The organism is Streptomyces tubbatahanensis, assembly GCF_022699385.1.
In the GTDB taxonomy this organism is placed as follows: Bacteria; Actinomycetota; Actinomycetes; order Streptomycetales; family Streptomycetaceae; genus Streptomyces; species Streptomyces diacarni.
Genome location: NZ_CP093846.1, coordinates 5,339,778 through 5,353,070 on the forward strand (window position 1 = coordinate 5,339,778; position 13,293 = coordinate 5,353,070).

Below are 13,293 nucleotides of genomic sequence, written 5' to 3' on the forward strand. Positions count from 1 at the left end.
TCGAGCTTATGCGCGTTTGATCTGGAGAATGTGCCCTCGTTCGAGTGGCTAACCCTCCGAACCCTTGCCATTCGAACGAGTTGTACCAGCGCCAACGCCCGCTGTCACACCACCGTTCGCGCCGGAGGCGCGCCCGCCCTTCTTGCCGGACCCCGAGCCGCGTCCCGAGCCGCCACCGGACCCCGAACCGCCACCCGAACCCGAACCGGAACCCGAACCGGAATCCGCACCGGCATCCGACTCCGCGTCCGCCTCCGCACCGTCCTTGCCGCCTGACGACGCGGCACCCGGCGCCTCGAACGACTCGAGCGCCTCCAACACGTCCTGCACGCGGGAGATCTCCGCGTTGATGTCCTCCTGGCGCCGCATCAGCAGGTCCAGCTCGTGCTGCCCGGCCTCGACCGTGCGCTGCGCCTCCTCGGTGGCCTCCTCGCGCAACTGCTGGGCCTCGCGCTCCATCGCCGCCTGCTTGAGCTCCGCCTCCTTCAGCAGGCCCTCCGCCTTCTTCACGGCGGCGATGCGCACCTTGCCGGCCTCCGCGTTGGCCTCCGAACGCAACTCCTCGGCCTTCTCCCGCGCTTCGGCCAGCTGCTCCTCGGCGGCCTGGACGAGCTTGTCGCAGCGCTCCCCGGCCGACTGCATCGCCTCGGCCGCCTCCCGGCGCGCCCGCTCGTGCAGCTCCTCGACCTCCGCCTCGATGCGGGTACGCAGCTCCTCGGCGCGCTCCCGGATGGCGCCGGAGTCGCTGCGGGCCTCCTCCAGCAGCGTGTCGGCGTCCGAGCGTGCCTTCTCGACCAGCTCGCGGCCCTCGCCCCTGGCCTCGTTGACCAGCCGCTCCGACTCGCCGCGGGCCGCGCCGACCATGGCGTCCGCCTGTTCCTCGGCGGTGGCCTGGGCGCGCAGCGCCTCCTCCTGGGCCTGGGCCAGCAGGTGGTCGGCCTGCTCGGCGGCCTCCGTGCGCTTGGCCGCGGCGTCCTGCCTGGCCTCGTCACGCAGCCGGTCGGCCTCGGCGCGCGTCTCCTCCGCGTACCGCTCGGCCGCGGCACGGGTGTCCTGGTCGAACTGCTGGGCGGCCGCCCGGGTCTCCTGGTCGTACTGCTCCGCCGCCGCGCGGGTCTCCTGGTCGTACCGGTCGGCCTCGGCGCGCGTCTCACGGTCGAACCGCTCGGCCTCCGTGCGCAGCGCCCCGCTGACCCGCTCGGCCTCGGCCCGCGTCTCCTCGCCGGCCTGCTCGGCCTCGGCGCGCACCCGCTCGCCGAACTGCTCGGCGTCCGCGCGCGTCCGGTCCCGGTACTGCTCGGCCTCCGTGCGGGTCTGCGCGCCGTACTGCTCGGCCGCGGACCGCGTCTCCTGGTCGAACTGCTGGGCAGCCGACCGGGTTTCCCGGTCGAAGAGCTGAGCCGCTTCCCTGGTCTCCCGGTCGAAGCGCTCGGCCTCGGAGCGGGTCTCCTGGCCCGCGCGCTGAGCCTCCTCGCGGGTGCGGTCGGCCTCCTCCTGGGCCTTGGCCATGAGCTGGTCGGCCTGCTCGGCGGCCTCGGTGCGCTTCTTGGCGCCTTCCTCGCGGGCCTCGTCCAGGAGACGGTCGGCCTCCGTGCGGGCCTCTTCGCTGACGCGCTGTGCTTCCGCGCGAGTCCGCTCGGCCTCGGTCACCGCTTCCGAGACGGTCTGCTCCGCCAGCGACCTGGCGGCGTCCGCCTCCTCCCGGGCCTCCCTGCGCACCGTCTGCGCCGCGTGCTCCGCGGCCGACCGCAGCCCGGCGATCTCCTCCTCGGCCTCCTCGCGCAGCCCCGCGACCGAGTCCCTGACCTGCTGAGCCGTCTCCTCGGCCGAGGCCACCAGCTCCGCCGCGCGGCGCTCGGCCTCCTCCGTGAGCCGCTCGGCCTCCGCCTGCGCCTCGGCGACCCGCTTGCGCGCGGACGCCAGCAGCTCCTCGCTCTGCTCGCGGGCCTGCGTGCGCTCCTGGTGCGCCTCCTCGCGGGCCTCGGCCAGCAGCTCCTCGGCCTCGCGGCGACGCCGGGCGGCCTCCTCCTGGGCGGCGCCCAGCGCCTCGGCGGCCTCCGCGTTCGTCCGCTCCGCCGCCGCGTCGGCCTCCGCGCGCACCCGGTCGGCCGTCGCCTGCGCCTCCTCGCGCAGCCGCTCGGCCTCCGCCGTCGCCTCGCCGCGCAACTGGACGGCGACCGACTCGCCCTCCGCACGGGCCTGCGAGGCGTCCGAGGCCGCCTCCGTGCGCAGCCGCTCCGCCTCTTCCTCGGCCTGCTCGCGCAGGGTGCGCGCGCGCTCCGCCGCCTCCGTGCGCAGCCGCTCGCTCTCCGCCCTGGCCTCGTCGCGCAGCCGCTCCGCCTCGGTGCGGGCCTCGGTCAGCCCCGACTCGGCCTCGGCCAGCTTCGCCTCGGCCTCCTCGCGGAGCCTGGTCAGCTCCGTCTCGGCCTCGGCCTTCCGCTGCGAGGCGGCCTCCTCGGCCTCCTGGCGGGTCTTGCGGGCCGCCTCGTCCGCCTCGGTCCTGGTCTGCTCCGCCGCCTCCTCGGCCAGCGAGTTCAGCTCCTCGGCCTCCGTGCGGGCCCGCTCCAGCGCCTCCTCGGCCTGCTTGCGCAGCGACGTGGCGCGCTCGATGGCCTCCGTGCGCACCCGCTCGCTCTCCGTGGCGGCGTCGGTGCGGGTCTCCTCCGCGTCGGCCTTGGCCTTGCCCAGCAGCTCCTCGGCGCGGTTGGCGGCCTCCTCGATCTGCTGGACGGCGTCGCGGCGGGCCTCGCCGCGGATCTTCTCGCCCTCCTCGACGGCCTCGGCCCGCAGCTGCTCGGCCTCGCCGCGCAGCCTGCGCGCCTCCTCCTGGAGCTCGACCGTCTTGGCGCGGTAGTCCTTCGTGTCGTCCTTCGCGGCCCCCTTGAGCTGCTCGGCCACGTCGTGGGCCTCGGCCCGCAGCCGGTCGGCCTCCTCCTCGGCCTCCCGGCGCAGCCGCTCGGCCTCCTCGGCCGCGGTCTTCGTGGTGGCCTTGGCCTCCTCGGACGCCTTGGTCAGCACGTCCTCGGCGGTGCGGGCGGCCTGCGCCAGCTGGTTCGCCGACTCCTCGGCCGTGGTGGTGCGCGCCTTCTCACGGGCCTCGGCGATCAGCCGCTCGCCCTCCGCCTTGGCGTCCTCGCGCACCTGCTCGGCCTCGGCCCTGATGGCCTCGGACTCCTTGGTGGCCTGGCCCACCAGCCGCGCCACCTCCGCCTTCGCGGTACGGGTGCGCTGCTCGTTCTCCGACTCGGCGTCCGCGAGCCGCCTGCCCGCCTCGTCCTCGGCCTCCCTGAGCTTGTCCGAGGCCTTCTCGCCTGCCTCGCGCAGGGCCTCCTCGGCCTGCCGCATCTGCTCCTCGGCGCGCCGCACCAGCTCGCCCGACTCGCGCCGGCTGCTCTCCGCCTCGCTCGAGGTGGTGGTACGCAGCTGCTCGGCGTGCTCGGTGGCCTCCTGGGCCTGCGTGGAGGCGGCGTTCAGCAGCCGCTCGGCGTCGGCACGGGCCCGGCGCAGGATCGACTCGGCCTCGCTGCGGGCGTTCTCCGCCTCGGAGCTGAGCCGCTGCCGCGCCTCCTCGGTCAGCCGCTGGGCCTCGGCACGGGCCCGCGTCAGCGACTGCTCGGACTCCGCCCTGGTCTCCTCCATGAGCCGCCGGGCCTGCTGCTCGGTGCGGGAGCGCAGCTGCTCGGCCCAGGCGATGTTGTCGTTGACGTGCGTCTCGACCGTGGCGCGGCGCTCGGACAGCTCCTGATCGAGCTGCTGGCGGCGGCGCACGGCCTCGGTGTGCAGCTCGGACTCCAGCCGGGCCTGCGCCTCGGCCTGGTCCTGGAGGAGCCGCTGGGTCTGGGCCCGCGCGTCGCGCAGCTCACGCTCCGCGTCGGCGCGCATCTGGTCGGCCTGGAGCTGGGCGTTGCGGAGCAACTGCTCGGCCTGCTGGGAGAGGTTGTCGTACCCCGCAGGGCGCGTGGCCAGCGCGCGGCGCGCCTCATGCAGCTTGGCGCGCAGCACTTCGACCTGGTAGCCGAGGTCGTCGGCATGCTCGACGGCCCTCTCCCGCTCCTTCTTCAGCCGGTCCATCTCGGCCTCGAACTGCGAGAGGTGGTCGTCAGCCTCGTAGCGGTCGTAGCCCCGCACTGCGCGGTCCCATCCGTCCCCTGGTAGTCGTGGAGATGATCCGAACCCTCTCCCCGGACTTGATGACACGTCCCGACGGAAATGGTGTCAGATCGTCGGCGGAACGTGGACCGAGCCCCCAACCCGGAGACCTCGTCGGGTGGGGAGGGCCCGCCCCGGCCGTCAGGCCACTCTACCGGGCTCCGAAGCGGACGTCAGTGGTCCGTTGGCGCGGCGGGGGTTTCCCGCCGTACGGACCCCTGTGCGGGGTTCACCGCTCCTGGTCGCCGGGGGTGGCCGAGGTCACCAGTTCGGTGAGCACTCCGTGGCAGTCCTTCGGGTGCAGGAAGGTGATGCGGGAGTCCATGGAGCCGCGCCGGGGCTCGTCGTAGAGGACGCGGACGCCCTTGTCGCGGATGGCCTCGGAGTCGCCGTCCACGTCGGCGGTGCCGAAGGCGATGTGGTGCACGCCCTCCCCGTTCTTGGCCAGCCACTTGGCGACCGCCGAGTCCTCCTGGATGGGTTCGAGGAGCTGGAGGTAGGAGGAGCCCCCGTCGTCCGTGCCGTTGATCCGCAGCATGGCTTCGCGGACGCCCTGTTCCTGGTTCACCTCGGTGTGGAACACCTCGAAGCCGTAGGCGCGGGAGTAGAAGTCCACGGTGGCTTCCAGGTCCCGGCAGGCGATTCCGATGTGGTCGATACGCGTCAGCATGGGCAACAGTGCAGCGCTCCTCACCCGGTTACGCAACGTGCGCACGGTCACACTCACCGACCGGTGACCCGGACAGGTACCGCTCAGTATCTTGAGTGGTAACCCTCGTTAACTTCCCCGCCGGAAGGGAACCTCATGACTGCCACTCCCAGCAGCTCCACCTCCGTGATCGTCGCGGGCGCCCGTACGCCCATGGGACGGCTCCTCGGCTCGCTGAAGTCCTTCTCCGGTGCCGACTTGGGCGGCTTCGCCATCAAGGCGGCGCTGGAGCGGGCCGGAATCGGGCCGGACCAGGTGGAATACGTGATCATGGGCCAGGTGCTGCAGGCCGGGGCCGGGCAGATCCCGGCGCGCCAGGCGGCGGTCAAGGCGGGCGTCCCCATGAACGTGCCGGCACTGACCGTGAACAAGGTCTGCCTCTCCGGACTCGACGCGATCGCGCTGGCCGACCAGTTGGTGCGTGCGGGTGAGTTCGACGTCGTCGTCGCCGGCGGCCAGGAGTCCATGACGAACGCCCCCCACCTGCTGCCCAAGTCGCGCGAGGGCTACAAGTACGGCGCACTCGAAGTGCTTGACTCCATGGCGCACGACGGGCTCACCGACTCCTTCGAGAACATCGCCATGGGCGCCTCCACCGAGAAGCACAACACCCGCCTGGGCATCCCGCGCGACGTGCAGGACGAGATCGCGGCCCGCTCCCACCAGCGCGCCGCCGCCGCCCAGCGCGACGGGCTCTTCGCAGCGGAGATCACCCCGGTGGAGGTTCCGCAGCGCAAGGGCGACGCGGTGCTCGTCTGTGAGGACGAGGGCATCCGCGGCGACTCGACCGCCGAGTCGCTGGGCAAACTGCGCCCCGCCTTCGCCAAGGACGGGACGATCACGGCAGGTTCGTCCTCGCAGATCTCCGACGGCGCCGCGGCCGTCGTCGTGATGAGCAAGGCCAAGGCCGAGGAGCTGGGCGTCTCCTGGATCGCCGAGATCGGCGCGCACGGCAACGTGGCGGGCCCGGACAACTCGCTCCAGTCGCAGCCTTCCAACGCCATCGCGCACGCGCTGAAGAAGGAGGGCGGCTCCGTCGCTGACCTGGACCTGATCGAGATCAACGAGGCGTTCGCCGCGGTGGCCCACCAGTCGATGAAGGACCTGGGAGTTGGCCCCGAAAAGGTGAACGTGAACGGCGGAGCGATTGCCCTGGGACACCCGATCGGGATGTCCGGGGCGCGGATCGTGCTGCATCTCGCGCTGGAGCTGAAGCGGCGCGGGGGCGGTCTCGGGGCCGCTGCCCTGTGCGGGGGCGGCGGTCAGGGCGACGCGCTGCTCGTCCGCGTGCCGTAGGAAGGTCCCCTCCCCGCACCTTCGGGTGCCGGCCCCGATATCTCCGGGTATCACCGGGTGTCTCCGGGGTCCGGTCCCCGCACGTGCGGGTGCCGACCCGGTTGACTCCGGGCCGGCAGAGCGGAGGCTGGGGGAGAATGCCTGGTCACAGCCACAGGAACGGAGCTGTAGGAGCAATGGTGGATGTCGCAGCGTTGGTGGCGGCGGCCCGCGAGGGGGCGCCGCGCGCGGTGGCGCGGCTGATCTCCCTGGTGGAGGGCGCCTCCCCGCAGCTCCGCGAGGTCATGGCCGCCCTCGCCCCGCACTGCGGCAACGCGTACGTGGTCGGGCTCACGGGGTCGCCGGGTGTCGGCAAGTCGACGACGACCTCCGCGCTGGTGACCGCCTACCGCGCGCAGGGCAGGCGGGTGGGCGTGCTCGCCGTGGACCCGTCCTCGCCGTTCTCGGGCGGAGCCCTGCTCGGTGACCGGGTACGGATGGGGGAGCACGCCTCGGACCCGGGGGTCTACATCCGCTCCATGGCCACCCGCGGCCATCTGGGAGGCCTGGCGTGGGCGGCGCCGCAGGCGATCCGGGTGCTGGACGCGGCGGGCTGCGACGTCGTCCTGGTCGAGACGGTGGGGGTCGGCCAGTCGGAGGTGGAGATCGCCGCGCAGGCCGACACGAGCGTGGTGCTGCTGGCGCCCGGCATGGGGGACGGCATCCAGGCGGCGAAGGCCGGGATCCTGGAGATCGGTGACGCGTACGTCGTCAACAAGGCCGACCGGGACGGCGCGGGCGCGACCGTCCGCGAGCTCAACCACATGCTGAGCCTGGGCGAGGCCCGCCGTCCGGGCGACTGGCGGCCGCCGGTGGTCAAGGCGGTGGCCGCGCGCGGTGAGGGCGTGGAGGAGATGGTCGCGGCGCTGGACAAGCACCGCGGCTGGATGGAGGAGCACGGGGTGCTCGCCGAGCGCCGCGCCGCGCGGGCCGCGAAGGAGATCGAGAACATCGCGCTGACGGCGCTGCGGGAGCGCATGGGCGAGCTGCGCGGCGGCAAGCGGCTGGACGCGCTGGCCGCCCGGGTGGTCGAAGGGTCGCTGGACCCGTACGCGGCCGCCGACGCACTGGTCGAGGGCGTCACCGAGGGGTGACGCCGTGGCCAGCCGGGACGCGCGGATGCGGCAGGGCGGGCGGGTGACCTGATGTCACCCGCCCGCCCTCGTCCGTCCGTGTGACCTGCCGGGGCCCGGCGGATCAGTCGTCGTCGCCCTGGTCGCTCTCGTGGTCGAGCACCTTGCCGGAGGCGCCGTCGAGGACGAGTTCGTGCTCGGTGCCCTGCTTGTCGACGGTCTCGGCCTCCCAGTGGCCCTTGGCGGCGCCGTCGTCGGCGTCGTCCTCCAGGCTGACGGAGGTGACGGTGGCGCCCTTGGTCGCGTCCGCGGCCTTCTTGCCCACCTCGGCGGCGTCGAGCTTGGCGGCACGGGCGACGGAGCGGTCGTCGTCCTTGTGGGTGTCCACGCGGTTGGTGACGACGTCGCCCTTGGCGGCGTCGATCTTCACCTCGTGCCACTTGCCGTCCTTGCCGAGGACGTCGGCCTCCCACACGAGCGTGTTGTGGTCGGTGTCCAGCTCCAGCTCGGTGATGCTGCCGGGGACCTCCTCGAGCACGGACTGGGCCGCGCGGGCGAAGGAGACGTCCGCGGCGCCGGTGTCCTCGGCCTTGTCGGCGCGGTCGCCGTCCTTGCCGTCCTCGCCGTCCTTGCCGTCGGCGGCGCGGTCGTGACGGTCACCGCGGTCGTCGTCGTGACCGTCACCCAGGTCGTCGTCGTGTCCGGCCGAGCGGGTGTGCGACTGCGACGAGGAGGCCGGCTTGCCCTCGGCGCTGTCGCCGCCGCTGCCCGCGACCCCGAAGGCGGTCGCCGTACCACCTCCGACCAGCGCGGCCGCGGTGACGGTGGCGATGATGACCTTGCGCTTCATGACGTTCGACTCCTCGGTTCCTCGGCTGCTCTCGCTTTCGATGACTCCACGGTGGCCGACCGTTGCTGAACGTGAGCTGAAGCTACCTGAAGCCCTCTTCAGCCGCGATTTGGCAGGCTGGGCGCATGCGCCTGCTGATCGTGGAGGACGAGCGGCGACTGGCCAGGTCGCTCGCCGGGGGCCTGACGGCCGAGGGCTTCGCCGTGGACGTCGTGCACGACGGCACGGAAGGCCTGCACATGGCCGTCGAACACGAGTACGACCTGATCGTGCTCGACATCATGCTCCCCGGCATGAACGGCTACCGGGTCTGCGGTGCGCTGCGCGCCGCGGGCGACGAGACGCCGGTGCTGATGCTCACTGCCAAGGACGGCGAGTACGACGAGGCCGAAGGCCTCGACACCGGCGCCGACGACTACCTCACCAAGCCGTTCTCCTACGTCGTGCTGCTGGCCAGGGTCCGCGCGCTGCTGCGCCGCCGCACCCGGGGCGCCAGGGTCGCGCTGCGGATCGGCGAGCTGACCGTCGACCCGGCGGCGCAGCGGGTGACCGTGGGCGCGCGCGAGGCCGAGCTGACGGCCAAGGAGTTCGCCGTGCTCGAATACCTGGCCACCCGCGCGGGGGAGGTCGTCTCCAAGACGGAGATCCTCGAACACGTGTGGGACTTCGCCTACGAGGGCGACGTCAACATCGTCGAGGTGTACGTGAGCGCACTGCGGCGGAAGCTGGGCGCCGGCTGGATCACCACCGTGCGCGGAGCCGGCTACCGGCTCCAGGGCGAGGCGGCCGGCGGCCGCGAGGACGGCGGGCGACGCGATGCGTAGGGCGTCCGTACGCCTGCGCGCGGCGCTGGGCGCCACGCTGGTGGTGGCGCTCGCCCTGGTCGCCGCCGGCTTCTTCGTCGTCTCGGCGCTGCGGGGCGGTCTCGCCGACACCGCCCGCCTGAACGCGGAGAACTCCGCTCGCGGCACGGCGGCGCAGCTCGCGGGCGTACCCGAAGGCGGCATCCCGGACGTCGACGGCCTCGACGGCGACGACCCCGTGCAGGTCGTCGACGCGGACGGAAAGGTGCTCGGCGCCAGCGACCCCCTCAAGGGCCGCGGCCCCGTGGCCGACTTCGCCCGCGCGGACAAGCCCGACGGCGACGCGGGAGACGCGGACGGCGACGGGGGCGGGGACGCGGACGGCGACGAGGTCGACACCGACAGCGAGGACGAGACCCGCACCTTCCCCGTGGACGACGACGGCGAGGTCACCTACGACAAGGACGACATCACCGGCTCCCAGGAGTTCAGCCTCGCCGCCGTCCAGGGCCGCACCCGCGCAGGCACCCCCGTGACCGTCTACGCCGGCGCCTCCCTCGGCGCCCAGCAGGAAGCCGTCTCCACGGTGACCCGCTCCATGCTGTTCGGGCTGCCCGCGCTGCTCGTGGTCGTCGGCGGCGTCACCTGGCTCGTCACCCGGCGCGCGCTGCGGCCCGTGGAGGGCATCAGGCAGGAGATGAGCGCCATCACCGCCAGCACCGACCTCTCGCGCCGCGTACCGGAGCCCGACGCCAGAGACGAGGTCGCCCGCCTCGCCCGCACCACCAACGAGACGCTCGCGGCGCTGGAGGGGTCCATCGAGCGCCAGCGGCGGTTCGTCGCCGACGCCTCCCACGAACTGCGCAGCCCCATCGCCTCCCTGCGTACCCAGCTGGAGGTCGCCGCCGCGCACCCCGAACTCCTCGACGTCGACGGCGCCGTCGAGGACACCGTACGGCTCCAGGCCCTCGCCGCCGACCTGTTGCTGCTCGCCCGGCTGGACGCGGGCGAGCGGCCCGCCGAAGGGCGCGTCTCCCTGGCCGCGTTGGTGCGCGAGCAGGCGGGGCAGCGGCCCCGCGACCCGCACCCGCTGCGCATCGCCGCCCTCGACGAGGGGGAAGTGCGCGGCTCGGCGGCCCAGTTGGGGCGCGTGCTGGGCAACCTGCTGGACAACGGGCAGCGGCACGCCGCCGCACGGGTCACCGTCGAGGTGCGGCGGGAGGGCGGGGACCTCGCGCTGGCCGTCAGCGACGACGGGGAAGGGGTGCCCGAGGCCGAGCGGGAGCGGATCTTCGAGCGGTTCGTGCGGCTGGACGCGGCGCGGTCACGGGACGAGGGCGGTGCGGGGCTGGGGCTGGCCATCGCCGCGGACGTCGCCGAGCGGCACGGCGGCACGCTCCGGGTGGACAGCGCGCAGGACGGGGGAGCCAGGTTCGTGCTGCGGCTGCCCGCGGCGGACGGCTGAGAAGAGGAAAGGACCGGCGCCGCCGCGGCCCCCGCCTCGTCGCCGTGTCACCGCTTCCGCCGGGCGAGACCCCCGCGGAAACGGCGGCAGGGGCGGACCGGGATCCTCACACGCGGCCGCGGCCTGCCCGCAGCTTCTCCGTCAGGGGTCGGAGCGTGCGCTCCAGGTGGGCGAGGTCGGCCGGGTCCACCCCGTCGATGAAGTGCCTGCGCACGGAGGCGACGTGGTGGGGCGCGACGCGCCGCATGGTCTTCCAGCCGTGGTCGGTGAGGACGGCGAACAGACCTCGCTTGTCGGACTCGCAGGACTCGCGCCGCACGAGTTCCGCTTTCTCCATCCGCGTGATCTGGTGGGACAGCCGGCTCTTGGACTGGAGGGTGGCGGCGGCGAGGTCGGTCATCCGCATGCGGTGCTCGGCCGACTCCGAGAGGTTGACGAGGATCTCGTAGTCGTTGAGTGTCAGCCCGAACGGCTGGAGATCGCGCTCGAGCTGGTAGCTGAGGAGCCTGCTGACATCCAGGTGGGTGCGCCAGGCGCGCTGCTCGTCCTCGGTGAGCCAGCGGGTGCCGTCGTCGGTGTCCATGTCGTGAGACTCTACCGAGCGTCGTACACACGTGCTTACGCGGTGTGGCGTGAAGATGTCGCAGCGTTGTCACGTGGTGGTGTGTACGCGGTGGGTGACGGTCAGCGGCCGAACCGCCGCTGGAGCCCGCCCAGCTGGCCGGGCAGCTGCGGGAACTGCTGGCCACCTGCCCCGCCCGCGCCTCCGCTTCCGCCGTCCCCGCCGCCCGGCACCCCCGCCTGCTGCGGCACCTGGCCGGTGGAACGGTCCTCAAGGAGCGTCTCGGACGACTGGATCAGTACGGTCCCCGCCCCGACGAACTCGAACTGGTGCTCCTCGCCGGAGGCCCCTCCCAGCCCCGTCACGGCCCGCACCCCACCCAGGACGCCCCTCATGTACTGGTGGTCGTAGTGGTGGCAGGGGGAGGGGCAGTCCGCCCAGCCGACGAGTGCCTGGGGGTCCACCCGCACCGGCGGCTCGACGAAGTGGACCTCGCCGTTGGAGGCGGCGACGAACTTCCCCGTGCCGATCAGGGTGAGGAAGCCGGGAATGATCGACTGCTTCAGCGACAGCGCGGGATCGAAGGCGAGCAGATTGCCGGAGCGGACGGTCAGGTTGCCGTCCTCCAGGTCGAAGGAGTTGATGTCGAAGGCGCGGTCGGCGAGCAGCAGCTTGCCGCGCCCCTCGGCCACGACCCAGTCGGCGGCGTGCAGCGGCGAGTGGAAGCTGCCGGCGACGAGCCCGTCGAGCCGCCCGTGGCCGATGCCGTGGAAGTCGATCTGCCCGTAGTAGGCGATCATCTTCCCCTTCTGCAAGAACCACTGCCCGTCCAGGTCCACGGAGAAGGCGTACGGGTTGACGTTGTCGTTCGCGGGCAGGGTCGCCGCGTCGAAGACCTGGTAGTCCTGCGGCGCGGAGCCGTGCGGTGTCGGTGTCGTCACAGTTTCTCCTCACTCGCCTGCACGAACACGGCCCCGCTTCCGCTCAGTTCCAGCTGGAAGGCCTCCCCGGAGCCGCGTCCCACCATGTCGCGCCAGCCCAGCGCGGAGGACAGCTTGTTGCGCACGTCGCCGAAGTGGGCGACGTAGGCCTGCGGGTCGACGTGGACCGGGTGGCCCGGGGTGAGCGGGAGCTGGAGGATGCCGCCGTGGGCCATCACGGCCACCGAGCCCCTGCCCGTCAGCGTCGTGGTGAACAGGCCCTGGCCCGACACCTGGCCGCGCACCATGCCCATGACGCCGCCGTCCCGGCCGAGGAAGAGGGTGCCCTGCTGGAGGCTGCCGTCGAAGGCGAGCAGCCGGTCGGCCTCCACGCACAGCGTGTCGCCGTCCAGGTTGATCACCTCGACGTGGTGGCCGCCGTGCCCGAACATCACCGTGCCGTTGCCCTCGACGGTCATCAGCGGGGTCGCCTCGCCCGCCACCCGCCGCCCGATCATGGACGTCAGGCCGCCCTGGCCGCCCTGGACGTTGGGCGTGAAGGTGACCTCGCCCCGGTAGCCGACCATGGCACCGCGCTGGCTGAACAGCCGCTGCCCGGGTACGACCTGCGCCTCGACGAGCTTGCCCGACAGTTCACGGAACGGCATCAGACGTCACCTCCCAGGGTGTTGCGCTCGCTGGGCTGCACGTACACCACGCCGTCCCCCTCGAACCTGACCTGGAACGACTCGCCCGAACCCTCGCCCATGAACGTGCGGAAGTTCACACCGGACTGGAAGCTCTGCCGCAGATCGCCCTGGTGCGCGACGTAGGCGCCCGGGTCGACCTGGAGCGGGGTGTCCCGCGTGACGCGCAGCAGCACCGCGGGCCCGTCCGACATGAGGGCCGCCCATCCGGTGCCCTCGACCGAGGTCGTGAACAGGCCGTTGCCCTGGGAGGCCCCGCGCAGCCCGGTGAAGGCCGTGCCGGTGCGCAGGCCGCCGTCCGTGCACAGCAGGTTGCTGGCCTCCACGTGCAGCTTCTCGCCCGCCAACCGCACGAGGCTGATGTCACTCGCCCGGTCGGCGAAGTAGCACGTCCCCTGCCCCTTCACCTCCATGACCGTCATCTGCTCGCCGGTCAGCCTGCGGGTGACCATGCCGCGGACGCCGTCTCCGCCGCCGCTCAATTTCTTGAACGTCATCTCGCCGTCGTAGGCGACCATCGAGCCGTTCTTCGCCTTGACCGTGTCGCCGCCTCCGCCGAGCGTGGCGGCCAGCACCTTGGTGCCCTGAAGTCGCAACTGAGCCACGCTGTCGAACCTACCCTGAGGCCGGGGACGGTCGGCAGAGCTGCCACAATGGCAGAGCTTGTGCTTGGCTTCACAAGCGATCTCGTCGCCGACCCCGCAAACGATCTGAGGACCT

The 13,293-nt window shown here is 72.8% G+C and carries 11 protein-coding genes; 4 read left to right on the forward strand and 7 right to left on the reverse strand.

Going from position 1 to position 13,293, the window contains the following annotated elements; translation table 11 throughout:
- Window positions 1-48: 48 nt before the first annotated feature.
- Both scy and mce read right to left on the reverse strand, forming a co-directional pair.
- Window positions 49-4,128: a polarized growth protein Scy gene (scy, locus tag MMF93_RS23150; protein ID WP_274709497.1), complete on the reverse strand. Its 4,080-nt coding sequence runs from the start codon at window positions 4,126-4,128 to the stop codon at window positions 49-51.
- Window positions 4,129-4,378: 250 nt separating this feature from the next.
- Entirely contained in the window at window positions 4,379-4,819 is a 441-nt protein-coding gene (mce, locus tag MMF93_RS23155; RefSeq protein WP_242754454.1) for a methylmalonyl-CoA epimerase, read from the reverse strand.
- 135 nt (window positions 4,820-4,954) lie between these two features.
- On the opposite strand from mce, the gene MMF93_RS23160 reads away from it, so the two are divergent.
- The gene (locus tag MMF93_RS23160) at window positions 4,955-6,154 is read left to right on the forward strand and encodes an acetyl-CoA C-acetyltransferase (protein ID WP_242754456.1); all 1,200 of its coding nucleotides are present in this window, start codon (window positions 4,955-4,957) and stop codon (window positions 6,152-6,154) included.
- Window positions 6,155-6,330: 176 nt separating this feature from the next.
- The gene (gene meaB / locus MMF93_RS23165; protein ID WP_242754458.1) at window positions 6,331-7,287 is read left to right on the forward strand and encodes a methylmalonyl Co-A mutase-associated GTPase MeaB; all 957 of its coding nucleotides are present in this window, start codon (window positions 6,331-6,333) and stop codon (window positions 7,285-7,287) included.
- A gap of 103 nt (window positions 7,288-7,390) precedes the next feature.
- On the opposite strand, the gene MMF93_RS23170 is transcribed toward meaB, so the two are convergent.
- Window positions 7,391-8,116: a PepSY domain-containing protein gene (locus MMF93_RS23170; RefSeq protein ID WP_242754460.1), complete on the reverse strand. Its 726-nt coding sequence runs from the start codon at window positions 8,114-8,116 to the stop codon at window positions 7,391-7,393.
- A gap of 125 nt (window positions 8,117-8,241) precedes the next feature.
- Between MMF93_RS23170 and MMF93_RS23175 the strand changes: the two genes are divergently transcribed.
- On the forward strand, window positions 8,242-8,940 hold the full coding sequence (locus tag MMF93_RS23175) for a response regulator transcription factor (protein ID WP_242754462.1): 699 nt from the start codon (window positions 8,242-8,244) through the stop codon (window positions 8,938-8,940).
- Complete coding sequence (locus MMF93_RS23180) at window positions 8,933-10,384, forward strand: sensor histidine kinase (RefSeq protein WP_242754464.1); 1,452 nt, start codon at window positions 8,933-8,935, stop codon at window positions 10,382-10,384. Before MMF93_RS23175 ends, MMF93_RS23180 begins: the two co-directional genes overlap by 8 nt.
- 106 nt (window positions 10,385-10,490) lie before the next feature.
- Here MMF93_RS23180 and MMF93_RS23185 read toward each other — a convergent pair whose 3' ends face one another.
- The 4 genes from MMF93_RS23185 to MMF93_RS23200 form a co-directional block, all read right to left on the reverse strand.
- Window positions 10,491-10,967 carry a MarR family winged helix-turn-helix transcriptional regulator gene (locus MMF93_RS23185; RefSeq protein ID WP_114023967.1) on the reverse strand — a complete coding sequence of 159 codons (477 nt, stop codon included), beginning with the start codon at window positions 10,965-10,967 and terminating at the stop codon, window positions 10,491-10,493.
- A gap of 101 nt (window positions 10,968-11,068) precedes the next feature.
- The gene (locus tag MMF93_RS23190) at window positions 11,069-11,887 is read right to left on the reverse strand and encodes an AIM24 family protein (RefSeq protein ID WP_242754466.1); all 819 of its coding nucleotides are present in this window, start codon (window positions 11,885-11,887) and stop codon (window positions 11,069-11,071) included.
- Window positions 11,884-12,534, reverse strand: coding sequence for an AIM24 family protein (locus MMF93_RS23195; protein ID WP_242754468.1), 651 nt, complete (start codon window positions 12,532-12,534; stop codon window positions 11,884-11,886). The genes MMF93_RS23190 and MMF93_RS23195 overlap by 4 nt, the downstream gene beginning before the upstream one ends.
- Window positions 12,534-13,178, reverse strand: coding sequence for an AIM24 family protein (locus MMF93_RS23200; RefSeq protein ID WP_242754470.1), 645 nt, complete (start codon window positions 13,176-13,178; stop codon window positions 12,534-12,536). Before MMF93_RS23200 ends, MMF93_RS23195 begins: the two co-directional genes overlap by 1 nt.
- Window positions 13,179-13,293: the final 115 nt, after the last annotated feature.